At 58.5% G+C, this 22,673-nt stretch carries 18 protein-coding genes; 6 read left to right on the forward strand and 12 right to left on the reverse strand.

Annotation, left to right across the window (positions count from 1 at the left end; genetic code table 11):
- Window positions 1-12: 12 nt before the first annotated feature.
- The 8 genes from BMZ63_RS12585 to BMZ63_RS12620 form a co-directional block, all read right to left on the reverse strand.
- Window positions 13-1,476, reverse strand: a complete 1,464-nt coding sequence (locus tag BMZ63_RS12585) for an AAA family ATPase (RefSeq protein ID WP_091705990.1) — start codon at window positions 1,474-1,476, stop codon at window positions 13-15.
- A 3-nt stretch (window positions 1,477-1,479) separates the two neighbouring features.
- Window positions 1,480-2,574, reverse strand: coding sequence for a 3-dehydroquinate synthase (gene aroB, locus BMZ63_RS12590; RefSeq protein ID WP_091705992.1), 1,095 nt, complete (start codon window positions 2,572-2,574; stop codon window positions 1,480-1,482).
- The gene (gene aroK, locus BMZ63_RS12595; RefSeq protein WP_091705993.1) at window positions 2,555-3,133 is read right to left on the reverse strand and encodes a shikimate kinase AroK; all 579 of its coding nucleotides are present in this window, start codon (window positions 3,131-3,133) and stop codon (window positions 2,555-2,557) included. The genes aroB and aroK overlap by 20 nt, the downstream gene beginning before the upstream one ends.
- A 135-nt stretch (window positions 3,134-3,268) precedes the next feature.
- Entirely contained in the window at window positions 3,269-5,371 is a 2,103-nt protein-coding gene (locus BMZ63_RS12600; protein WP_227663591.1) for a type IV pilus secretin PilQ, read from the reverse strand.
- Window positions 5,372-5,436: 65 nt separating this feature from the next.
- A complete protein-coding gene (locus BMZ63_RS12605) occupies window positions 5,437-5,979 on the reverse strand; it encodes a pilus assembly protein PilP (RefSeq protein ID WP_091705996.1) in 543 nt (180 codons plus the stop codon).
- A 2-nt stretch (window positions 5,980-5,981) separates the two neighbouring features.
- On the reverse strand, window positions 5,982-6,593 hold the full coding sequence (locus BMZ63_RS12610) for a type IV pilus inner membrane component PilO (RefSeq protein ID WP_091705998.1): 612 nt from the start codon (window positions 6,591-6,593) through the stop codon (window positions 5,982-5,984).
- Entirely contained in the window at window positions 6,590-7,156 is a 567-nt protein-coding gene (locus BMZ63_RS12615; RefSeq protein ID WP_091705999.1) for a PilN domain-containing protein, read from the reverse strand. Before BMZ63_RS12615 ends, BMZ63_RS12610 begins: the two co-directional genes overlap by 4 nt.
- Complete coding sequence (locus BMZ63_RS12620) at window positions 7,156-8,220, reverse strand: pilus assembly protein PilM (RefSeq protein WP_091706001.1); 1,065 nt, start codon at window positions 8,218-8,220, stop codon at window positions 7,156-7,158. Before BMZ63_RS12620 ends, BMZ63_RS12615 begins: the two co-directional genes overlap by 1 nt.
- A 258-nt stretch (window positions 8,221-8,478) precedes the next feature.
- On the opposite strand from BMZ63_RS12620, the gene BMZ63_RS12625 reads away from it, so the two are divergent.
- Window positions 8,479-11,004, forward strand: coding sequence for a penicillin-binding protein 1A (locus BMZ63_RS12625; RefSeq protein WP_091706002.1), 2,526 nt, complete (start codon window positions 8,479-8,481; stop codon window positions 11,002-11,004).
- A gap of 96 nt (window positions 11,005-11,100) precedes the next feature.
- Here the strand turns inward: BMZ63_RS12625 and BMZ63_RS12630 are convergent, their stop codons facing one another.
- Window positions 11,101-12,366, reverse strand: coding sequence for a malic enzyme-like NAD(P)-binding protein (locus tag BMZ63_RS12630; protein ID WP_091706004.1), 1,266 nt, complete (start codon window positions 12,364-12,366; stop codon window positions 11,101-11,103).
- Between the two features lie 217 nt (window positions 12,367-12,583).
- A complete protein-coding gene (gene rpmE, locus BMZ63_RS12635) occupies window positions 12,584-12,802 on the reverse strand; it encodes a 50S ribosomal protein L31 (RefSeq protein WP_091706006.1) in 219 nt (72 codons plus the stop codon).
- Between the two features lie 232 nt (window positions 12,803-13,034).
- Between rpmE and BMZ63_RS12640 the strand changes: the two genes are divergently transcribed.
- The 5 genes from BMZ63_RS12640 to hslU all read left to right on the forward strand — a co-directional run bounded on the left by BMZ63_RS12640 (window position 13,035) and on the right by hslU (window position 19,628).
- Complete coding sequence (locus tag BMZ63_RS12640) at window positions 13,035-15,206, forward strand: primosomal protein N' (RefSeq protein WP_091706007.1); 2,172 nt, start codon at window positions 13,035-13,037, stop codon at window positions 15,204-15,206.
- A gap of 131 nt (window positions 15,207-15,337) precedes the next feature.
- Entirely contained in the window at window positions 15,338-17,023 is a 1,686-nt protein-coding gene (argS, locus tag BMZ63_RS12645; RefSeq protein WP_091706009.1) for an arginine--tRNA ligase, read from the forward strand.
- Window positions 17,024-17,030: 7 nt separating this feature from the next.
- The gene (locus BMZ63_RS12650; protein ID WP_091706010.1) at window positions 17,031-17,684 is read left to right on the forward strand and encodes an SPOR domain-containing protein; all 654 of its coding nucleotides are present in this window, start codon (window positions 17,031-17,033) and stop codon (window positions 17,682-17,684) included.
- A 70-nt stretch (window positions 17,685-17,754) separates the two neighbouring features.
- Window positions 17,755-18,285, forward strand: coding sequence for an ATP-dependent protease subunit HslV (gene hslV, locus BMZ63_RS12655; RefSeq protein ID WP_091706012.1), 531 nt, complete (start codon window positions 17,755-17,757; stop codon window positions 18,283-18,285).
- A gap of 11 nt (window positions 18,286-18,296) precedes the next feature.
- Window positions 18,297-19,628: an ATP-dependent protease ATPase subunit HslU gene (gene hslU, locus BMZ63_RS12660; RefSeq protein WP_091706014.1), complete on the forward strand. Its 1,332-nt coding sequence runs from the start codon at window positions 18,297-18,299 to the stop codon at window positions 19,626-19,628.
- A 69-nt stretch (window positions 19,629-19,697) separates the two neighbouring features.
- On the opposite strand, the gene ptsP is transcribed toward hslU, so the two are convergent.
- Both ptsP and BMZ63_RS12670 read right to left on the reverse strand, forming a co-directional pair.
- On the reverse strand, window positions 19,698-22,004 hold the full coding sequence (gene ptsP, locus BMZ63_RS12665) for a phosphoenolpyruvate--protein phosphotransferase (protein WP_091706016.1): 2,307 nt from the start codon (window positions 22,002-22,004) through the stop codon (window positions 19,698-19,700).
- A 12-nt stretch (window positions 22,005-22,016) separates the two neighbouring features.
- Window positions 22,017-22,550: an RNA pyrophosphohydrolase gene (locus BMZ63_RS12670; protein WP_091706017.1), complete on the reverse strand. Its 534-nt coding sequence runs from the start codon at window positions 22,548-22,550 to the stop codon at window positions 22,017-22,019.
- Window positions 22,551-22,673 lie beyond the last annotated feature (123 nt).

Here is a 22,673-nt window from a genome sequence, read left to right on the forward strand (position 1 = left end):
AGGGTGGTGCAATCAGAAGCTATCGAAGGAACGAACCCAGGGGTTGTCGATTCGCAATGCACCGGGCAGGTTCTCGCCGGCGGCACGGGCCTCATCCTTGCTCTGATACTGACCATATACCAGCATGAACCAGGGCTCGCCCTGGCGCTCGCCCAGGGTATAGCTCAAGTTGTTTTCGCCATTGGCCCGCTCAAGCACATTCAGCACGGTTTGCTCCAACTGCCCCGCCACCAGCTGTAACGTCCAGCCTTCGCGCTGGCGCAATTCGGCGAGAGGCACAAAGGCATCGGCATTTGCCGGCGTAAATTGCGGCTCTGGCTCTGGCTCTGGCTCTGGCTCTGGCTCTGGCTCTGGCTCTGGCTCTGGCTCTGGTTCGACAGGTTCGGACAACTCTTCCACTGGTTGCAAGGGTTGCTCGGTTGTCTCGGGAACCGGTTCCGGCGCGGGCATTGCCTCCGGCATGCGCTCCACGGTACCGGAATTGCCCTCCGTGACCTCCGGGTTATCCGGGCCGATGGTGATGCTTTTGCGCACCGGCTCCACTTTAGGCGGTTTTTCCGACTGGCGCACCGCGTCGTTGTATTGCTGGGAGACAAACCAGAAAGAGCCACCAAGCAGCACCAGGGCCAACGCCGGCCAGCGCAAAGTCCGCACGGAAAGTACGCCCGACAGGGATGGCAAACCCGCAGACCCGCCGGCTCCGGCAGACACCATGTCCAGCCAGACTCCTGGCGTTACCCGCCTGATCCTGCTGAACCGCCCTTCGCTCAAGGCGTGGATTTTTTTCAGGTTAGCCAAAGAAAGCAATTGCTTTTCCGCGCCCCCCGCTCGCTCCACCCGGGGCTGCAGATAGGCACGAATGTCATCCAGAGACAGGGGTGTGAGCGCAATGTGATGAAGCCGGGAACTGTCAGCCAACTCGGTCAGCATCGAGTAAAGCGGGGGCTCACCGGCAAACACCGGGACGGCTGCCATGGAACGATCCGCAGCCAGGTAACCGGCCAGCAACAACTGCACCGCCTCTGTGGCCCCCTGGCCGGCATCATCCACCAACAATACCTGCCGGCTGCCACGCTGGGCGCGAGTCTCCGACCACCGAAAATAGTCCTGCACCACGCCTCTGGCATCGGCATCTTCGGAAATGGCGGAGCGGGCAACTTTCTTCAGGTCCCGCGCCAGTGCATGGGCACTGGTCAGCGCGGACGCCGGAATCCGGTGAATATCCAGCCGCCCGGCCTCGTGGCGAACAAATTCCGCCAGCAGGCGGGTTTTGCCGGTTCCCGGCTCGCCGGTGACGACCAGTGCCATGTCACCAAAACCGCACAGATGGCGCAAAGATTCCAGCGCCTGCTGGCGCCCGGCACCGGCATAAAACGGGGCATCCATGTCCAGCGGGTTTCCCCGCAAGCCATAACGCTGCTGCAGGCGTGGAAAAAGCCCGCCGTCTTCAAGACTGTTCAGAGTGTCTCGAGCCACACGTTATCCCTGATGAATAAAAGCCTGCAAAGTTGCCTGAAGGTTCTCGGGACTGGCATCCGCAGTCACGTATGCGTCACCCAAAGAACGGAGCAGCACCAGACGCAATGCACCATCCACATTTTTCTTGTCGACCGCCATCAGACCCATAAAGTCCTCAACCGACATGCCTTCCGGCGCGCGGTCAGGCAGTGAGGCACGGCGAATCAGTGCAACGGCTCTTGCCTGATCGTCCCTACTGATCTTACCCTCACGTACCGACAGGTCGGCCGCCATCATCATGCCGGTCCCCACGGCCTCTCCATGCAACCAGTTACCATAACCGGCAAAGGTTTCAATGGCGTGGCCAAAGGTATGCCCAAGATTCAGTATGGCCCTCAAACCACCCTCTTTCTCGTCCTGGGCCACTACATCCGCCTTGCATTGACATGAGCGATAAATGGCCTCGCCCAACGCCGTGGGCTCCAGCGAAACCAGCGCATTCATGTTCTGTTCAAGCCAGACCAGGAAAGGCTCGTCACGAATCAGTCCGTATTTGATGACCTCCGCCAGCCCGGCGGACACCTCTCTCGGCGGCAGGGTATTCAGCGTATCGGCGTCAATCAGCACCGCCTCGGGCTGGTGAAAGGCGCCCACCATGTTTTTACCCAGCGGGTGGTTGATGCCTGTCTTGCCACCAACCGAAGAGTCCACCTGGGATAACAGCGTGGTCGGAATCTGGATAAAAGGTACGCCACGCTGGTAGCTGGCTGCCGCAAAGCCCGTCATATCCCCAACAACACCACCGCCCAGAGCCACCAGGGTGGTTTTCCGGGTGTGACGCTTTTCAAGCAGGGCAGTAAAAATCAGGTTAAGGGTCTGCCAGTCTTTGTATTTCTCGCCATCGGGCAATACCACGACATCGATCGCTTTACCGGGGAAACAGGCTTTTGCCTGCTCAAGATAAAGCGGTGCAACCGTATCGTTGGTGACGATCATCACCTGATTTCCAACCACCCAGGGGGTCAGATCAAACTCACCCAGCAAATGCTGACCGATGATGATCGGGTAGCTGCGCTCCCCGAGATCTACCTCAAGCTCACGAAGTACCTTTTGCATACTGACGACCTTGTTTTCGACGCTGGCGCTTCTGCCGGGGCGTTTTAGGATTCAATCGGTTAACCAGTTGCCGGACCACCAAACGGGGACTCTTCCTGTCGGTAAACATCACGATATCGGCCAGTTCGGTATAAATGGGGTCACGCACGGCAAACAGGTTGCGTAACACTGCTTCCGGATTGTCGTTTTGCAGAAGCGGCCGGTTCCGGTCCTTGCGGGTTCGCTCCACCTGCTGCTCAAGGGAGGTCCGCAAATACACCACAACCGCGTCTTTTTTCAGGAATTCGTGATTTTCCCGGCGCATGACAGCGCCACCACCGGTGGCCAGCACGGTACACGACGCTTCGGACAGCTCCCGCAACATGGCGGATTCACGCTGGCGAAAACCGTCTTCCCCTTCAACATCAAAAATCCACGGGATGTTGGCACCACAACGCTCCTCGATTATGCGATCGGAATCCAGAAACCGGTAACCCAGCTCCTTGGCAAGCATTCGGCCGATAGTGCTTTTTCCGGCCCCCATGGGCCCAACCAGAACAACACGTTTGGGCAAAGTCATAATTTCCGCTCAACAGCTTTCAAGCCGGTGAGAATAGCACAGGGCGCCGCTTTCCATAAGTCAGACCATGATCAGGCAAACACCAGGGCATAAAAAAACCGCCGGATTAACGGCGGTTTTTTATGCAAGTCCCGATTAACGGAGCAAATCGGTTTTGACGATTTTCGGAGTAATGAAAATCAGCAGCTCCGCCCGCTCGTCAATCTTCTCGGTGCGCTTGAACAGGCGCCCGACATAGGGAATGTCACCCAGGAACGGTGTTTTGGTGGTTTGGGTCGCCTTCTCGGACTGGAAAATGCCACCAAGCACCACGGTTTCGCCGTCAGCCGTCAACACCTGCGTGGCAACCTCGTTGGTGTTGATAGACGGGATACCCGCCGTTACTTCGCCCCGGGAATCCTGGCTGACCACCAGATCCATGATGATCTTGTCATCCGGAGTAATTTGCGGAGTGACTTCCAGAGACAGTACCGCCTCCTTAAAGGATACTGATGTAGCGCCGCTAGACGAGGCTTCCTGATACGGAATTTCCTCACCGGATTTAATCGTGGCTGTCTGGCGGTCAGCGGTCAGGACCCTCGGCTGTGAAACCACCTCAGCTTTACCGTCCGTTTCAAGCGCTGACAGCTCCAGATCGACCAGAAAATCATCACTACCAAACCCAATTGCGAACGATGAGGCGCCCTCACCAGTAACGCCAAGGTTAACTCCAAGAGCTCCCGGGAAAGAGATCTCGCCATCACCACCTTCAGCTGCATCACGAGCTTCCTGAAGCGTCTCCTGCGAACCACCAATGGTGATCACGTCATTGCCGTTCACGTCATATGCCGCTCCACCCCAGCGAACACCAAGATCTTCAGACACGTTAGTCTGCGCACGGACAATCCGGGCTTCGATCGACACCTGGCGCACCGGCACGTCCCAGGTATCCACCAGCCGGCGAATTTCTTCCAGCTTCTCGGCTGTCTCACGCACACTGATGGTGTTGGTGCGCGCGTCAGAGGAAACGAAGCCTCGGGAAGAGACCAGGTCCTTGTCCGCCTGGATGAGTGAAACAATATCGGCCGCCTTGGCGTAGTTCACCTGAATGATATCCAGACGAATCGGGGCCAGTTCGGCAATCTGTTTGTCGGTTTCCAGCTCCAGCTTTTCCCGGGCAGCAATTTCATCCGCCGGAGCAACCAGCAGGACATTGCCAATCTGTCGCTTGTCCAGGCCCTTGGTTTTCAGGATCAGGTCCAGGGCCTGATCCCAGGGAACATTCTGCAGGCGCAAGGTAATGCTGCCACCGACGGTGTCACTGGCGACCAGGTTCAGGCCCGTGAAATCGGCGATCAGCTGCAGCACCGAACGCACTTCGATATCCTGGAAGTTCAGGGACAACTTGTCGCCGGTGTACGGGAATTTTTCTTCACGGCGGGATTCCGCCTCTTCTTCGGTCAGTTGCTCAACACTGACTGTGAACTCGGAGCCGGATTGGTAGGCAATATAGTCGTATGCACCTTCAGGCTGAATCTCTATCGTCGCCTGGCCGGCTTCAATAAAGGTGTCCACACGGGACACCGGCGTGGCAAAATCGGTAACGTCGAGACGGCGGCGCAGGTTGTCTGGCACGGTCAGTCCCGGCATGGTCAAACGAATACGGCCACCGCGCTCAACCAGGTTCACATCAGCCTTGCTGCTACCCAGGTCAACAATAACCCGGCCTTCGCCGTCTTTGCCGCGGCGGAAATCAACGCCGGCAAGCGCATCACCATCACCTGATGCCGCACCCGTATCCCGCCCCTGCAGGGCGGCTTCCGCCCTAGCCATACCGGAGCTTTCGGCAGCCGCTGCCGGCTCCTGCTCCGCCACCTGCTGGTCACCACCAATGGTCATGACCAGGGCGTTGTCTTCCCGGCGGGTTTCATAGGGCACCAGATCAATGAGATTGAAAATCAGGCGAGTGCGTTCGCCCGCTTCCACCACCGTCACACTTTGGGCATTGCCATTACCCAGGGAAATGCTGCGCTGGTTCAGGCCGCTGCGGGTATCCCGAAGGTCCAGCGCAATACGGGCCGGGCGCTCGATGGTGTAACCGGATGGTTCCGGCGGGGCGCCATCAAATTCAAGCGTGACTTCCAACGCCTCCCCCGGCAGCGATGTAAACGATACATCCTCCAGCGTGACCGCGCTGGCCAGGCTGCTCCACAACCCTACGGCAATAATGCCGGCACATACCTTGATTGTTTTGAACATCGCTAGCCTCGACCCCAATACTTTTGCTGCATTCATGGTTCTTGTGTTCATCCTTTTACCGCTCCTCAGCCTTCATCCAGAGACAGGGAGCGCGGGCGTTCAACCCATCCGCCCCGACCATTGGGAACGATTTCAATCAGTTCGATATGGGTTTCATTAATACCGGCAATCCGGCCGTAATTCTTGCCCATGTAGTTGCCGGTTTTCACCCGATGCACCACGCCGGTTCCGTCTTCCACCAGTGCGTACATCACACCGTCAGTGCCCTCGAGAGTACCGACCATCGACAGGGAACTGATCTGGAAATTCTCAAGCACCTCTTTCGGCCGATCCAGATCCGGCTCCACCTCGCTGACCGGCTGTTCTTCCACCATGGTCAACTGAACCTCAATGGGGGGTTCAAACGGCGCTCGCCGGTCGGCCGCCGAATAACTGAATGCCTCATACGCCTGGAATTCCGGCAAGGGCTCCACATGCCCCCGGGGTTTGGCCCGTGTGTCAGCCATGAACTTGTCCAGATCGGAAAAGCCATCACTCTGGGAACACGCCGCCAGCAATGAGGCCAGACACACGCTCAGCCAGGCTTTTCCTGCATGCTTTCCTGTCATGCTCATTCTCCAGCCCGGTAGCGGTAGGTACGGGCTACAACCTGCATATCAAGCTGATCGCCATCTCCGCCTGTTGGTTTGATGGTTAAATCGTGCAACGTCACAATCCGCGGCAGGCCGGCAACACTGCTGACAAAGGAGGCCAGCTCATGGTAGGAACCAGACACCCGGATGTTGATCGGCAATTCAGAATAGAAATCCCGCTGCTGCTCGGGCTGCAACGCAACCTCCTGCAGAGACAGACCACTACCCAGGGCAGTGTTGGTTATATCTTCCAGCAACCCCGGAACCTCGGTCTCACTGGGCAGCTGCCGCACCAGGGCCCCAAAGGTTTCCTGCATCTCCTCCATCTGCTGCTTGAAGGTGTCCAGGTTGGCAACCTGGTAAGCCTTGGTTTCGTAGGTCTGCTTGAGCTCCTGCTCCTGCTGTTCAACCCTTTCCAGCTGTGCGTACTGATCCTTGATGAAAAACCAGTAGGCGCCACCGAGAATCAATCCGAACACGATCAGCGCCACAATCGCCTTGACCGGAGCCGGCCAGATACCGGCGTTATTGATGTCCAGGTCGTTGATATCGAAATCGTTCAGTTTTTTAAGCGAGTCCGCGAGGCTCATTCCTTATCCTCCCCTTCGGGCTCAGGTGTTTTCTGCTGCACAGACAGGTTGAACTGACTGTAGCCCGCCCGTCGCTCATCGGCGGACGCCACGTTGGAAAGGTTCGGATCATCAAACCATTCCGATTCCTCAAACCGGCGCATCAAATTGGAAATGCGGCTGTTGGACTCGGCCATACCCACAATATCGATCCGCTCGCCACTCTTCTTGAGATCGGTATAAAACAGACCGTCAGGCAGAGTCCGGACCAGCTCATCAAACACCCGCACAATCACCGGGCGCTTGCCCTGAAGATCCTGGATAACCTGCATCCGCGCCAGCAATTCATCTCGCTTCCGCTTGAGATTCTCGATTTCCCTGATCTGTTTATTCAGTTCCTGGGTGGCCCGCTCAATGTACGAATTACGGGATTCCTGGTAAGCAATACGGCTGTCCATATCCGCTTTCCACAAATAACCAAGGCCGGCAGCAATAATCACCGCGCCGGCTATCATGACAATGAACTGCTTCTGCTTTTCGGCCCTGAGTTCTTCCCGCCACGGCCTGAGGTTGATTTTCGCCATCAGTCGAAACTCCTCATTGCCAGGCCACAGGCAATCATCAGCGATGGCGCATCATTGCCCAACGCCGACGCATTAACTCGCGAAGCCACCGCCATGTTGGCAAACGGGTTTGCCACCAGGGTCGGCGTTCCGGTTTTCTCTTCCACCATTTCGGTCAGTCCCTGAATCGATGATGTGCCACCGGCCAGCACCACGTAGTCCACCACGTTGTACTGACTGGCCCCGAAGAAGAACTGCAGCGCCCGGGCAACTTGCTGAACAACCGCCTCGCGGAAGGGGGTCAACACCTCTTCTTCATAGTCATCCGGCAGGCCGCCCTGTTTTTTCGCCAGACCGGCCTCTTCCATGGACAACCCGTACCGACGCTGGATTTCCTCGGTCAATTGCTTACCACCGAAAATCTGTTCGCGGGTGTACACGGTCTGGCCCTCGGCCAGTACGCTCAGGGTTGTCATGGTGGCACCGATATCCACCACGGCCACCACCAACTCTTCACCCTGGGAATCAAGCTGAGGCTCTATCAGCTCGTAAGCACGCTCCAGAGCATAGGCTTCCACATCCACCACTTTGGTGTTCAGCCCCGCAATTTCCATCACGTCTTCGCGCACATCGACATTTTCTTTACGACAGGCAGCCAGAAGCACATCGACCTGTTCCGGGCTGTTCTCGGACGGGCCCTGAACCTCAAAATCGATGGCAACTTCGTCAAGGGGATAGGGGATATACTGGTCGGCTTCGAGGGCTATCTGGTCTTCCATCTCGAACTCATTCATGCCGGAGTCCATCTGGATGACCTTGGTAATAACTGCGGAGCCGGAGACGGCCACAGCCACGTTCTTCACACTGGTGCGGGACTTTGCAACCACCCGTTTGAGAACATCACCCACCGTTTCCACATTGGTGATGTTTTTTTCCACCACCGCATCGGCCGGCAACGGCTCCACCGCATAACTTTCAACTCTGTAACGCTCCCCGTGCTTGGAGAGTTCCAGAAGCTTTACAGAACTGGAGCTTATATCCACTCCCAGCACCGCACTGGATTTTTTTCCTGGTAATCCGAACACGCGCTCACCTGTACCTGGTTGACGACACCCTGCCCTGGAACCCCGAACCACTCCCTGTTACGGCGATTATTTCAGCGGAGCTCCATCTGTTTTTTTATGTAAGAGAATTTTCTGGCTAATCAGTCTACAATGCTCCTCTTCAAAAGCAGAGAGACTTTGGTTGCATACGGAAACCTTTTTTTCTGTAAAAGTGAACCGGTTCCCGTCTAAAGTAATTTCTCAGATAATAGACCTATATCCAACATTTGTCAGGAAAAAATGTCTTATTTGCTGCGCACGTCTCGCATTTTTCTGTGGCTCGCACTGACCGGCCTGAGCACCGGAATCCTCGTTGCTTCAAGCCTGTATCTTTACCTGAGGCCCAACCTTCCGGAGGTTGAGCAACTGCTCGATGTGAAGCTGCAGACCCCGTTACGGATTTACAGCAATGACAATAAATTAATAGCAGAATTCAGTGAAAAAAGAAGGGAACCTGTCACAATCGGCCAGATCCCCGAGCTGCAACTGCAAGCTTTCATGGCCGCCGAAGACTCCCGTTTTTTCGACCATTTCGGCGTTGACATCAAGGGGCTGACCCGCGCTGCCTATGAACTGGTCTCCACCGGCTCCATTCAGTCCGGCGGCAGCACCATCACCATGCAGGTGGCCAAAAACTACTTTTTGACCCGCGACCGGACCTTCATCCGCAAATTCAACGAGATACTCCTGGCACTTCAAATTGAACGGGAACTGCCAAAGGACACCATCTTCGAGCTGTACCTGAACAAGATTTACCTCGGCAACCGGGCGTACGGCCTGGCCGCTGCCTCACGAGTGTATTACGACAAGCCAATCAACGAGCTGTCGCTGGCCCAGATGGCGATGATCGCCGGGCTCCCCAAAGCCCCATCCGCCTACAATCCGCTGGCCAATCCCGAACGGGCACTGGAGCGCCGTAACTGGATTCTCGGTCGCATGAAAGAACTGGGCTACATTTCCGAGGACGCCTGGTCGCTGGCCATCGAAGCACCGGTAACCGCTGGCTATCACACCCGCGAAGCGGAAGTGGATGCCGACTACGTGGCGGAAATGGCCCGGGCCGAGATGGTTCGCCGCTTCGGGGAGGAAGCATACACGGACGGCTACACCGTGGAATTGACGGTAAACAGTAAAAAGCAACAAACTGCGACCAAGGCCTTGCGCGACGGCCTGGAGGCGTACGACCGCCGCCACGGTTTCCGCGGCGAGATCGGCCGGTTCGAAATCAAGGGCCTGTCTGCTGAACAGCTGTCTGACCGCATGCTGAACTACAATCAGGTGGCCTCACTTATTCCCGCCGTCGTTACCGAGGTGGATGACAAAGCAGGCGAAGCCCTGGTTCACCTGCGAAAACTGGGCCCGGCCATCATGCCCTTTGAATCCATGAAATGGGCTCGCCGCTACCGCACCGAGAGCCTGACCGGCCCCGAGCCGGAAAAGCCCTCGGACGTTGTCTCCGAAGGCGACGTCATCTACGTGAAGGTCCTGGAGCTGCCGCGAATCGAAGAATCGCAGGATGACGCCCCCGCAACCCAGGCCCCTGCCGACATGAACCCAAGGGTCGGCCTTGCTCAGGTTCCCCGGGTGGAGGGGGCCATCATCTCCCTGGACGCCCAGACCGGCGCGATTGAAGCACTGAGCGGCGGCTACAGCTTCAATCAGAGCAAGTACAACCGCGCCAGCCAGGCAGAACGCCAGCCGGGCTCGACTTTCAAGCCGTTCCTGTACCTGTCGGCACTGGAAAACGGCCGCACACCAGCCACCATCTATAACGACGCCCCTATCGTGTTTGATGACGACGAACTGGAAACTGCCTGGCGGCCACAAAATGCCTCTGGCCAGTTCTACGGCCCCACCACACTGCGCGAGGGCCTTTACCGGTCCCGCAATCTGGTATCCATCCGGCTGCTACGCGACCTGGGCGCCAGCACCACACTGGATTACCTCGAGCAACTGAAGATCCCCACGGACAACATGCCCAAAGACCTCTCCCTGGCACTGGGCAGCGGCCAACTGACGCCCATGGAACTGGCCCGGGGGTTCGCCGTCATTGCCAATGGCGGCTATGACGTTCAGCCGTATCTGATCAAGAGCATCAAGGAATCGGACGGCACCGTGGTCTACCAGGCGCCAGAAACCATCCTGTGCGATGAAGACTGTGACGAATTGCTGGCGACCCGGAACAAGTCCCAACAGGACGTTGATGAACTCCCCGAAACCGAAGGCATGGTGCTCCCGGCCTCAGCGGAAGATGACAACCAACCGCGAGTGATGCGCCGCCTTGCCGATGAGCGTGCGGTGTACATCCTGCACTCCATGATGCAGGACGTCATCAAACGGGGCACCGGCCGGCGTGCACTGGCACTCGAACGCGACGACATTGCCGGCAAAACCGGCACCACCAACCAGCAAAAGGACACCTGGTTTGGCGGCTTTAACCACTCAGTGGCTACCACGGTCTACGTTGGTTTTGATCAGCCCGCGCCACTTGGCCGGGGCGAGTTCGGCGCCACCACGGCACTTCCGATCTGGCTGGACTATATGAAAGTGGCGCTGGACGGCACCGAACCCTCCACCATGCGCCGGCCCAACGGCATCGTCAGCATACGGATCAACCCGGAAACCGGTGAACGGGCCCGACCAGGAGAAGACGGTGTGTTTGAAATGTTCAGGCGCGAAGAAGCGCCGGAACCGCTGCCGCCGGAGGACTCCGGTAACGGCAGCAACGGCGAGCAGGATGAAGACCTGTCACGACAGATTTTCTGACTCAGACTTCTCGCCCGGTCACAGGCCGGGCAGATCCGGACACAAAAAAACCGGCGGGATCACCGCCGGTTTTTTTGTGCCTGAAGCGAACAACAATCAGATAATGTCGTCCATGGACTTCAGCGGATAATGCGCCGGGTACGGGTTCTTGGCCACACCGGAATCCACGGCCGCGCGGGCAACCGCTGCCGGCACTTTTTCCAGCAGACGCACATCCATCGGCTTGGGAATGATGTATTCACGGCCAAATTCGAGACTATCCACGCCATAGGCTTCGCAGATTTCCTGCGGCACCGGCTCTTTGGCCAGTTCTCGGATGGCATGGACGGCCGCCACCTTCATTTCCTCGTTAATGGCAGTGGCACGTACGTCCAGAGCACCGCGGAAAATGAACGGGAAACCCAGCACGTTGTTCACCTGGTTCGGATAATCCGAACGGCCGGTGGCCATGATCAGATCATCCCGGGTGGCCAACGCCACTTCCGGACTGATCTCCGGGTCCGGGTTCGAGCAGGCGAACACAATCGGATTTGCCGCCATCTTCTTCAACTGCTCGGCTGAAAGCAGATCCGGGCCCGACAGGCCGAGAAATACATCGGCGCCGTCAATGGCCTCATCCAGCGTGCGCTTGTCCGTCTCGTTGGCGAACATGGCCTTGTACTGGTTCAAATCCTCACGACCTGAGTGGATCACACCCTTGCGGTCAAGCATGAAGATGTTCTCAGGGCGGATCCCGCAGCTGATCAACAACTTCATGCAGGCAATGGCGGCGGCACCGGCGCCCAGACAAACCACCTTTGCCTCTTCGATTTTCTTACCCTGCAGCTCAAGGGCATTGATCATGCCGGCCGCAGTTACAATTGCCGTACCGTGCTGGTCATCGTGGAAGATGGGCACGCTACACTTTTCGATCAGCGCACGCTCGACCTCAAAACATTCCGGTGCCTTGATGTCTTCGAGGTTGATACCACCAAAGGTATCGGCAATACGCTCGACCGTTTCAATAAACGCCTGCGGGCTCTCGGAATTGACTTCGATATCAAAGACATCAATTCCGGCAAAGCGTTTGAACAGTACGCCTTTGCCTTCCATTACCGGCTTGCTCGCCAGGGGACCGAGATTGCCAAGACCAAGAATGGCGGAGCCGTCAGAGATCACGGCCACCAGGTTACCCTTGGCGGTGTACTTGTAAGCATTCTCGGGGTCCTTCGCGATCTCCCGGACCGGTTCGGCAACCCCGGGGCTGTACGCCAGGGAAAGGTCGCGGGAGGTACGGGTCGGCTTGGTGATTTCAACACTCAGCTTACCCGGCCGCGGTTTGGCGTGATATTCAAGGGCTGCATCTTTCAGATCTTGAGACATTGCCACTGTTCCGTTTGTCACGTTTTAGAGTTAGATCCCACCTGCCTTCGGCAACGCGGGCAGACCATTATGGCCCGCGGGCACACAAACAACAACCCGAACGAAAGGTCCAAATTCATCCGTCAATAGTGCATTTTGCCTACAAGCACATTTCCCCGGCCCTGAACGCAAAAAAGCGCCCGCAGGCGCTTTTTTTTCAACATTCCGGTACGGCAGATTACTTCTTGCCGCCGATACGACCACCGAAACGCTTGTTGAACCGCTCGATACGACCGCCGGTGTCCATTACCTTCTGCTTGCCGGTGTAGAACGGGTGGCACTGGGAGCACACGTCCAGCTGCAGATCCTGGGTAAAGGTGGAACGGGTCTTGAAGCTGTTACCGCAAGAGCAGGTCACAGAAATTTCTTCGTACTTCGGGTGGATACCTTCTTTCATGGCGAACCTCTTTGGTCATGCCGCTACCTGATTACCCGCTTTGGCGCCAGGCACCGCATGTTTGAATCCATTGAAAAGACCGTGCACAATCAAGCCCGGCCATAAACAGACCGCGAATCTTACTGACAAACCCGGCTGCAGGCAAGTCTCTTCAGCCGCTTTAGCCGGCCGCATACACCCGCGCCCGGCGCTTGCGCTCGTTTTCAGCCTCTTACCAGGATACGCACATACCGTGACACGGCCAGCCACCGCCCGAATTGCCCTCAACCGCCCCCTGCGGCGCCTGTTCGACTATCTGGTGCCCGCGCACCTCGAGGTACAGCCCGGGCAGCGGGTAAAAGTACCGTTTGGCCGCCAGGCACTCACGGGGCTGGTGGTGGAAACCGGCGTTGAGCCACCGGCAGGCATCACCTTAAAACCGGTCAGGGACATACTGGAAGACTGGCCCGCGTTACCCGAGAACACCTTCCGCCTGCTCACCTGGGCCAGCGACTATTACCAGCACCCACTGGGCGAATGCCTGTTCACCGCTCTGCCGCCAGCCCTGCGCCGCGGCCGCCCGGCCCATGAAAAAGCCGAGGAACACTGGCTTCCACTCGAAGCTGAAGTGGCACTGGCCGCCCACGCACACAAACAAAAGGCTTTATTCGAAACCATCAAAGACCAACCGGGCATCACCTCCAGCTCGCTGGTCCAACTGGGCTATACCCGCGCACAAATTCGCAACCTGGAAAGTAAAAGCCTGATTGCCCAGGGACAAGCGCCTCGGCAACCAACGCCCCAAGAAGCAGATGAGCTACCCGGGCCGTCACTATCACCGGCCCAGCAAAAAGCGGCCGACCAGTTGCCCGACCACACCGACCAGTTCTCCGCCACCCTGCTGCACGGCATCACCGGCAGCGGCAAGACCGAACTCTACCTTCATTATCTGAAGAGCCACCTGAAAGCCGACCAGCAGGCGCTGGTGCTGGTGCCGGAAATTAACCTTACCCCGCAAACCCTGGCCCGTTTCCGTCGCTACTTCGGTGATCGCATCGCCGTGTGGCATTCAGCCCTGAATGACGGCGAACGCTTGCGCACCTGGCTGAAAATCCGCAACGGCGAGCCGGTCATCCTGATTGGCACCCGCTCTGCCGTGCTGCTGCCCTTCACTAACCTGCGCACCCTGATCGTCGACGAAGAACACGACAGCTCCTACAAACAGGGCGATGGCTTTCGTTATTCCGGCCGCGATGTGGCGGTATACCGGGCCCACCTGAACCAGTGCCCGGTCATTCTGGGCTCGGCCACGCCTTCTCTGGAATCCTGGCATAACGCCAGGCAGGGCAAATACCAGCTGGTCTCTCTGGACGAGCGGGCCAACAACGCCCTGCCGCCGGAACTGGCCCTGCTGGACATTCGCAGCCGGCCACTGGAAGCAGGCCTGGCCCGCCCCGCCCTGCAGGCAATCAAGGAAACCCTGGCCCGGGGCGAGCAGGCCCTGGTGTTTGTCAACCGCCGCGGCTATTCCCCCGTGATGATGTGCTTTGACTGCGGCCACCTTGAGGAATGTCCCCACTGCGACACACGGCTGACCTACCACCGCCGCGACCGGGCCATGCGCTGTCACCATTGCGATTATCAGCAGGCCGCCAGCCCCACCTGCCCCAAATGCGAGAGTGAAAATTACAAACCCGTGGGCCAGGGCACCGAGCGCGCCGAAGAAACCCTGGCTGAACACTTCCCCGACACACCATTGGTACGGGTTGACCGGGACAGCACCCAGCGCAAGGGCAGCATTCAGAACATCCTGAAACGGGTAAACAGCGGCGAGCCCTGCATACTGGTGGGCACCCAGATGCTCGCCAAGGGCCATGACTTCCCCAACGTAACGCTTGTTGTCGTGGTCAACGCCGACGGCGGCCTGTTCAGCGTGGACTTTCGCGCCCCAGAACAGATGCTGCAAACCCTGCTTCAGGTCAGTGGCCGCGCCGGCCGGGGCAACAAGCCCGGCAAAGTCCTGATACAAACCTGCCACAGTGATCATCCCTTGCTGCGCAGCCTGTGCACCGGCAACTACCCGGCCATGGCGGAGCAACTCCTGGCCGAGCGGGAAAGCGGCCAGCTCCCCCCTTTTCGCGCCATGGCCATACTCCGGGCCGAAGCCAGCACCATGCAGGCCAGCCTGCAGTTACTGGACACCATCAAACCCATGACACAAACCGGAAGCACGGAAGTCTGGGGCCCGCTGCCTGCCGTCATTGCCCGTAAGGCCAACCGCCATCGCGCACAACTGGTCCTGAACAGCGACAACCGTAAACACCTGAACCACCTGCTCAGCCACCTGTGCCAGCACCTGGACCAGAGCAAACTGCCAGCCGGCAGCAAATGGATGATTGATGTGGATCCGCAGGAAACCGGTTAAATCCGGGCCCTGAACGGAATCGCGAAGGCTTTTGCTTACACCCCCACTTTCCGCGATAATACGCCTCTTCTATATTTCAACGGGCGCCCTGCCCGACACCCATTCTTCTGTGAATCGAGTCGTCTGACAGCATGAAAGAGACCGTATCCGAGCTTCTCCAGTCTGCGCTGGCCGCGCTGCAGTCCGAAGGCACCTTGCCGGCGGACCAAACCTTTACCCCGCAGATCGGCAACACCAAAGACAAGGCCCACGGCGATTACGCCTGCAACATAGCCCTGGCAGCGGCAAAAGCTGCCGGTTGTCCGCCGCGGCAACTGGCCGAGGCACTGGTGGCCAACCTGCCCCGGAGCAAGGCCGTAGACAAGGTGGAAATTGCCGGACCGGGTTTCATCAACTTCTTCATGAGCACCGCCAGTGCCTTCGGGATCGTTGAGACCATTCTTGCTGACGGCGAACAGTTCGGACGCAACCAGACCGGCAAGGGCGAGAAAGTCCAGGTGGAATTTGTTTCCGCCAACCCCACCGGCCCTTTGCATGTGGGCCACGGCCGTGGCGCAGCCATCGGCGACAGCCTGTGCCGGCTACTGGAAGCCAACGGTTACGACGTTACCCGGGAGTTTTACTACAACGACGCGGGCGCCCAGATCAACAACCTGACGTTGTCGGTGCAGGCCCGCGTAAAAGGCCTGACGCCGGAACACGAAAGCTGGCCGGAAGACGGCTACCGGGGCGATTACATTGTCGATGTCGCCAATGCCTACCTGGCCGGCGACACCGTGGTGGCCGACGATCGCGCCGTGACTGCCAAGGGCGACCCGGAAGACCGCGACGCCATTCGCGAATTCGCCGTTGCGTATCTGCGTCGCGAGCAGGACCTGGACCTGAAAGCCTTTGGCGTCAAGTTCGACGTGTACTTCCTGGAATCCTCCCTGTACGAAGACGGCAAGGTGGAAGCCACCGTAAAGCGCCTGAAGGAAAATGGTTACACCTACGAACAAGACGGCGCCATGTGGCTGAAAACCACGGAATTCGGCGACGACAAAGACCGCGTCATGCGCAAGAAAGACGGCGGCTACACCTATTTCCTGCCGGACGTGGCCTATCACCTGGACAAATGGCAGCGCGGATTTACCACCGTGATTAACGAACAAGGCGCCGACCACCACTCCACCGTCACCCGTGTGCGTGCCGGCCTGCAGGCACTGAAAGCCGACATCCCACAGGGCTGGCCCGACTACGTGCTGCACCAGATGGTGATGGTGACCCGCTCCGGCGAAGAGGTGAAAATCTCCAAGCGGGCCGGCAGCTATGTCACTGTGCGCGATCTGATTGACGAAGTGGGCCGTGATGCCACCCGCTACTTCCTGGCCGCCCGCCGGGTAGACAGCCAGCTCACCTTCGACATTGATCTGGCCCGCTCACAAACCAACGAAAACCCGGTGTACTACATCCAGTACGCCCACGCGCGCATCTGCAGCGTACTGCGAAAGCTGGCCGAGGAGGGTACGCCGAGAGCGTTCGATGAGTGCAAGGGCGACCTGTCCATCCTGACACTGGACGAAGAAAAAGAAATCGCCAACCAGTTGGCCAAGTACCCGGAACTGGTTGCCAATGCCGCCGCCCAGCGCGAGCCACACCACGTGGCCCACTACCTGCGGGACCTGGCTGGCCTGTTCCACACCTATTACAACGCCCATAAAGTGCTGATCGAAGACACCGCCCTGCGCGATGCGCGCGTGAGCCTTTACCTGGCCGTGCGGCAGGTCATTGAGAACGGCCTGGGCCTGCTGGGCGTGAGCGCACCGGAAGAGATGTAAACCGGCCATGGCCAGGGACTACGCCAAGAAAAACCGCCCTGCCGGTAAAGGTGCCCAGGCCCCCAGGGGCAAACCAGCACCTAAACCCGGCAAGGCGCCAAAACGCAAGGAAAGCGCACCGGCGCGGGCACAACACGGGAGTTTATCGTTGAAGTGGATCGCCTCTCTGGCCCTTGTGGGCTGTTTTATCGGTTTTATTGTCTATCTGAACACCCTCCCGGAGACCGGCCAGCCGGCGAAGCCTGAAAAAACGCAGGCCAGGGAGACTGCTGCCCCTCAGCCAAAGCAGGCTACGCCCCCGGAATCCTCCGGCCAGCAGCAAACCGCCAAAGAGTTCCGGTTTTATGACATGCTGCCGGAATCCGAAGTGGCCACTCCGGAGGTCAACGAATACACGCCTGGCCCTAACATGCAGGACTTCGATTACATCGTGCAGGCCGGCTCTTTCCGCAACCAGCAAGATGCCGAACGGCTGCGGGCCGAGATCGCCTTTCAGGGCCTGCGCGCCCACGTGCAAACCGTGGAGCAGAACAACGGCAGCGTCTGGTACCGGGTGAATGCCGGGCCCTTCAAGTCCCGCAGTAACATGAACTCGGCGGTGGATAAGCTCGTCTCCATCGACATTCAGCCGCTGGTGCGCAAGATTGCCAAGGAAGGCTGATCTCTTGAATTCTTGCTCCCCGCCTCCATAACATCCGCATAACCACTGTAAACAGGCAACTGGAGCCCGAATGACTACCATAGTTTCTGTCCGCCGAGGCGACGAAGTGGCCCTGGCCGGTGATGGCCAGGCAACACTTGGCAACACCGTGATGAAAGGCAACGTGCGCAAAGTACGTCGCCTGTACAACGACAAGGTCATCGCCGGCTTTGCCGGTGGTACGGCGGATGCCTTCACCCTGTTCGAACGCTTCGAAGCCCAGCTGGAAAAACACCAGGGGCACCTGACACGCGCCGCCGTCGAGCTCGCCAAAGACTGGCGCACCGACCGCGCTCTGCGAAAGCTCGAAGCCCTGCTGGCGGTAGCGGACAAAACCGCGTCACTGATCATTACCGGCAATGGCGATGTCATTGAGCCGGAGCAGGGGCTGATCGCCATTGGCTCCGGCGGCCCCTATGCCCAGGCCGCCGCCCGGGCTCTTCTGGAAAATACCGACCTCAGCGCCCGGGAGATCACCGAGAAGGCCCTGGCCATTGCCGGCGACATCTGCATTTACACCAACCAGAACCGCACTCTGGAAGTGCTGTCCACCAAAGACTGACCGGAGCGACCATGTCTGCAATGACTCCCCGTGAGATTGTCCACGAGCTGAACAAGCACATCGTGGGTCAGCAAGAAGCCAAGCGCGCCGTTGCCATTGCCCTTCGCAACCGCTGGCGCCGTATGCAGCTGGACAGCAGCCTGCGTGACGAGATTACGCCCAAGAACATCCTGATGATCGGCCCCACCGGCGTAGGCAAGACCGAAATCGCCCGCCGCCTGGCCAAGCTGGCGGATGCGCCCTTTCTGAAAGTGGAGGCCACCAAGTTCACGGAAGTCGGCTACGTGGGCCGCGATGTGGAATCGATTATCCGAGACCTGGCGGATTCCGCAGTGAAAATGCTGCGCGAAAAGGAAATGAAGCTGCATGAAAACCGTGCCCTGGATGCCGCCGAAGAGCGAATCCTCGACGCCCTGATCCCACCACCCCGGGACTTGCAGGAAGACAGCCAGCGTACCAGCAACGACTCCTCCACCCGCCAGCTGTTTCGCAAAAAACTGCGTGAAGGCGAGCTGGACGACAAGGAAATCGAGATTGAACTGCGCAGCGGTGGCGCCGGCGTGGAAATCATGGCACCTCCGGGCATGGAGGAAATGACCAGCCAATTACAGAACATGTTCTCCAGCATGTCATCCGACAAGCGCAAAACCCGCAAGATGAAAGTGTCGGATGCGCTCAGGCAGGCCCGTGATGAAGAAGCGGCCAAGCTGGTGAACGAGGAAGAGATCAAACAAAAAGCCATCCAGGCGGTGGAACAGAACGGCATCGTGTTCCTGGATGAAATCGACAAGGTGGCCAAGCGCTCCGAAAACACTTCCTCTGATGTATCCAGGGAAGGTGTTCAACGGGACCTGCTGCCGCTGATTGAAGGCAGCACCGTCAGTACCAAGTACGGCTCGGTACGCACGGATCACATTCTGTTCATCGCCTCCGGCGCCTTCCACCTGAGTAAGCCATCGGACCTGATTCCGGAGTTGCAGGGCCGCCTGCCGACCCGGGTGGAACTGAAAGCCCTGACACCGGAAGACTTCAAGCGCATCCTGACCGAACCGGACGCCTCCCTGGTGCAGCAATATGAGGCGATGATGGCCACCGAAGGGGTGAAGCTGACGTTTGCCGATGAGGCCATCACCCGCCTCGCGGAAGTGGCCCACAAGGTGAACGAAACCACCGAAAACATCGGTGCCCGCCGGCTGCATACGGTACTCGAGTGTTTGCTGGAAAGCCTGTCGTTTGACGCTGGCGATCAGGTAAACGGCGAGTTTGAAGTCACCGCGGCCTACGTGGACGAAAAGCTGGGCGAACTGGCGGAAGACGAGGACCTGAGCCGCTATATTCTGTAAGCGCTCAAGTGTCTTAAAAAGGCCGGCAGGGAGGCACCCTCCGGCCTTTTTTATTGTGCGCCCCGCGAGTTACGCAGACGTTTTCTTGGCCAGGGCAGCAGAGGACGACCGGGCCGGGCGCAGGTAACGGCCAAAACCCTCATTGCGCAGAGCCAGATCCACGCAGCTCTTGATAACGTGCGGCGAATCCAGCAGAAGCACGTCTTCCAGCAACTGGGCGGCCCATTCGCGGCTGACGTTGCGGATCACCGACTTCACTTTCGGCAGACTGGCCGCGTTCATGGACAGGGAATCGTACCCCATGGCCATTAACAGCAAGGCGCCGCCGGGATCGCCGGCCAACTCGCCGCAAATACCCACCGGTTTGCCCACCGAATGGGCGTCCTGCGCCACTCGTACGAGCGCCTGCAGCACTGCGGGATGGTAAGAGTGGTACAACTGGGCCACACGCGGGTTGTTGCGATCCACCGCCAGCAGGTACTGGGTGAGGTCGTTGGAGCCCACGGACAGGAAATCCACCCGCTCCGCCAGCTCCCGGATCTGGTACACCACCGCAGGCACTTCCACCATCACGCCCACCTTCGGCATGTGGATTTCGTAACCCTCTTCACGTACCTCATGGTAAACGCGGTAAATCAGGTGCAGGGACTCTTCCACTTCGGAAATGTTGCTGATCATCGGCAGCATGATCTGCAGGTTGTTCAGCCCCTCGCTGGCCTTGAGCATGGCTCGCACCTGCACCAGAAATATCTCCGGGTGATCCAGGGTCACTCGAATGCCACGCCAGCCCAGGAACGGGTTTTCTTCCTGGATCGGGAAATAGGTCAGCGCCTTATCGCCCCCGATATCCAGGGTGCGCATGGTCACCGGGTTGGGCGCGAAAGCCTCCAGCTGTTCCCGGTAATACTCCCGCTGTTCCTGTTCGGAGGGAAAGCGGTCCTTGATCATGAAAGGCACTTCGGTGCGGTACAGCCCAATGCCTTCGGCACCATGGGAAAGAGAGCGGGCCACATCGGTCATCAGACCGGTATTCACCAACAGGGCCACCCGATGGCCGTCAGTGGTTTCGCAAGGCTTGTCACGCAGCGCTTCCAGCCCCCGGAAAAGCTCAGCCTCCTCGTCACAGATTTCCTGGTAGAAGGCTCGCAGCTCCGACGACGGCGAGGCAAACAGCTGACCCTCAAAGCCGTCGACCACCAGCTCTTTACCATCGAGCTGGTTAACCGGAATATCCACCAGCCCCATCACCGTGGGCACACCCATGGCGCGGGCCAGAATGGCAACGTGGGAGTTGCTGGAGCCTTTCACCGACACCAGGCCAACCAGGTGCCCCTTGGGCACCTCACCCAGCATGGCCGGCGTAATTTCCTCGCTGACCAGCACCGTGTTTTCCGGATACTCTACGTTCTTTTCCTCGCCTTCCTGCAACCGGGAGAGCAGCCGGCGACCGAGATCGCGGATGTCCACCGCCCGTTCACGCAGATACAGATCGTCCATCATCTCGAAGTGACGGATGTATTGCTTCACCACCTGCTTGAGCGCGCCCTGGGCCCAGACCCCTTCACGAATGCGGGCATCCACCTCGCCCGGCAGCGCCTTGTCCCCCAGCATGCTCAGATAAACATCGAACAGCGCCAGTTCCTCCGGGCGCAGCTGCGATGACAACCGCTTCGCAACCCTCTGGATGTCTTCACGTACCGTCTGAACCGCAGCCCGGAACAGTTCCAGTTCCTGTTCGATATTCTCAGCGGCTTTCTCCGGTACCGCATCCAGGTCGGCGGTGGAATACACCACCACCCCGGTGCCGATGGCAACACCCGGTGCGCCCGGTACGCCGCTGAAGCAAATGTCTTTGGTTTCCTCGCCAGTCAGTGACAGCCCGCTGATGGCACCAGTGGCTTCGCTATGGGCGATAACACTGGCCAGTTGCGCAGAAACCGTGACCAGAAACGCTTCTTCGCCCTCATCAAAACATCGTGAGCTTTCCCGCTGCTGAACCACCAGCACGCCGAGCATCCGCCGGCGGTGGATAATGGGCACGCCCAGAAAGGAACGGAAACGTTCTTCACCGGTTTCCGGAAAGTAACGGTAGCGGGGATGGGAGGGAGCGTCTTCCAGATTGATCGGTTCTTCCCGTGCACCGACCAGGCCAACCAGACCCTCGGAGTGCCCCATGCTGACCTTGCCCACCGACTCCTGATAAAGGCCTTCGGTAGCCATCAGGATATAACGGTTAGAAGCCGGATCCAGCAGATAAACCGAGCACACCTCAGTGCCCATGGCTTCCTGCACCCGCGATACGATAATACGCAGCGCCTCCTGGAGATCCCGGGCTGCATTCACTTCTTGTACGATATTTCGCAGGATGCTCAGCATGGGCTCAGTCCGTCATTTATTGAGTTCCTTCCGGCGTCGGTTCTGCTCGCCACTTCTCAACCACTGCTCCATGTTGTGGAACAGCCTGGGCGCCAGCTCCCGTAGCGCGCGCCGGTACACTTCTTTCTTGAATGAAACCACCTGCCCCAACGGATACCAGTAGCTAACCCACTGCCATCCGTCGAATTCCGGTGAATCGGTGCCATCCACGCGAACATGCGCATCCGGCGATAACATCCTCAGCAGGAACCATTTCTGTTTTTGCCCCACGCAGACGGGGTGCGAGTTGTAGCGCACCATTCGCCTTGGCAGACGGTACCGAAGCCAGCCCCGGGTGCAACTGATGATCTCCACATCGCTGGCACTCAGGCCGATTTCCTCGGCCAGTTCCCGGTACAGTGCATCTTCCGGCGTCTCGTTGTGCTTGATACCGCCCTGAGGGAACTGCCATGAATCCTGCCCTATTCGCCTTGCCCAGAGCACTTCGCCCCTGTGGTTGGCCAGAATGATTCCGACGTTGGGTCTGAAACCGTCTTTGTCGATCACGGCACAGTCCTCTTAAAATAAGTCGGCTGCCAGTTACTTTTTTACTGGCGACAATTGTCCAAGTTGCTCTCATTCTTGCAGAAACCCAAGGCGCGGGCAAACAGAGCCTGAAAGTCCCCCATT

Source organism: Marinobacter persicus (assembly GCF_900114155.1).
Classification (GTDB): domain Bacteria; phylum Pseudomonadota; class Gammaproteobacteria; order Pseudomonadales; family Oleiphilaceae; genus Marinobacter; species Marinobacter persicus.

Bases quoted from the DNA above. Each gene is read 5' to 3' on its own strand.
- BMZ63_RS12610 (WP_091705998.1), bottom strand. From the start codon at position 6,593: ATGAGCCTCGCGGACTCGCTTAAAAAACTGAACGATTTCGATATCAAC.
- hslU (WP_091706014.1), top strand. From the start codon at position 18,297: ATGTCTGCAATGACTCCCCGTGAGATTGTCCACGAGCTGAACAAGCAC.
- ptsP (WP_091706016.1), bottom strand. From the start codon at position 22,004: ATGCTGAGCATCCTGCGAAATATCGTACAAGAAGTGAATGCAGCCCGG.
- aroK (WP_091705993.1), bottom strand. From the start codon at position 3,133: ATGACTTTGCCCAAACGTGTTGTTCTGGTTGGGCCCATGGGGGCCGGA.
- BMZ63_RS12605 (WP_091705996.1), bottom strand. From the start codon at position 5,979: ATGACAGGAAAGCATGCAGGAAAAGCCTGGCTGAGCGTGTGTCTGGCC.
- BMZ63_RS12625 (WP_091706002.1), top strand. From the start codon at position 8,479: ATGTCTTATTTGCTGCGCACGTCTCGCATTTTTCTGTGGCTCGCACTG.
- BMZ63_RS12615 (WP_091705999.1), bottom strand. From the start codon at position 7,156: ATGGCGAAAATCAACCTCAGGCCGTGGCGGGAAGAACTCAGGGCCGAA.
- BMZ63_RS12630 (WP_091706004.1), bottom strand. From the start codon at position 12,366: ATGTCTCAAGATCTGAAAGATGCAGCCCTTGAATATCACGCCAAACCG.
- rpmE (WP_091706006.1), bottom strand. From the start codon at position 12,802: ATGAAAGAAGGTATCCACCCGAAGTACGAAGAAATTTCTGTGACCTGC.
- aroB (WP_091705992.1), bottom strand. From the start codon at position 2,574: ATGCAAAAGGTACTTCGTGAGCTTGAGGTAGATCTCGGGGAGCGCAGC.
- argS (WP_091706009.1), top strand. From the start codon at position 15,338: ATGAAAGAGACCGTATCCGAGCTTCTCCAGTCTGCGCTGGCCGCGCTG.
- hslV (WP_091706012.1), top strand. From the start codon at position 17,755: ATGACTACCATAGTTTCTGTCCGCCGAGGCGACGAAGTGGCCCTGGCC.
- BMZ63_RS12600 (WP_227663591.1), bottom strand. From the start codon at position 5,371: ATGTTCAAAACAATCAAGGTATGTGCCGGCATTATTGCCGTAGGGTTG.
- BMZ63_RS12650 (WP_091706010.1), top strand. From the start codon at position 17,031: ATGGCCAGGGACTACGCCAAGAAAAACCGCCCTGCCGGTAAAGGTGCC.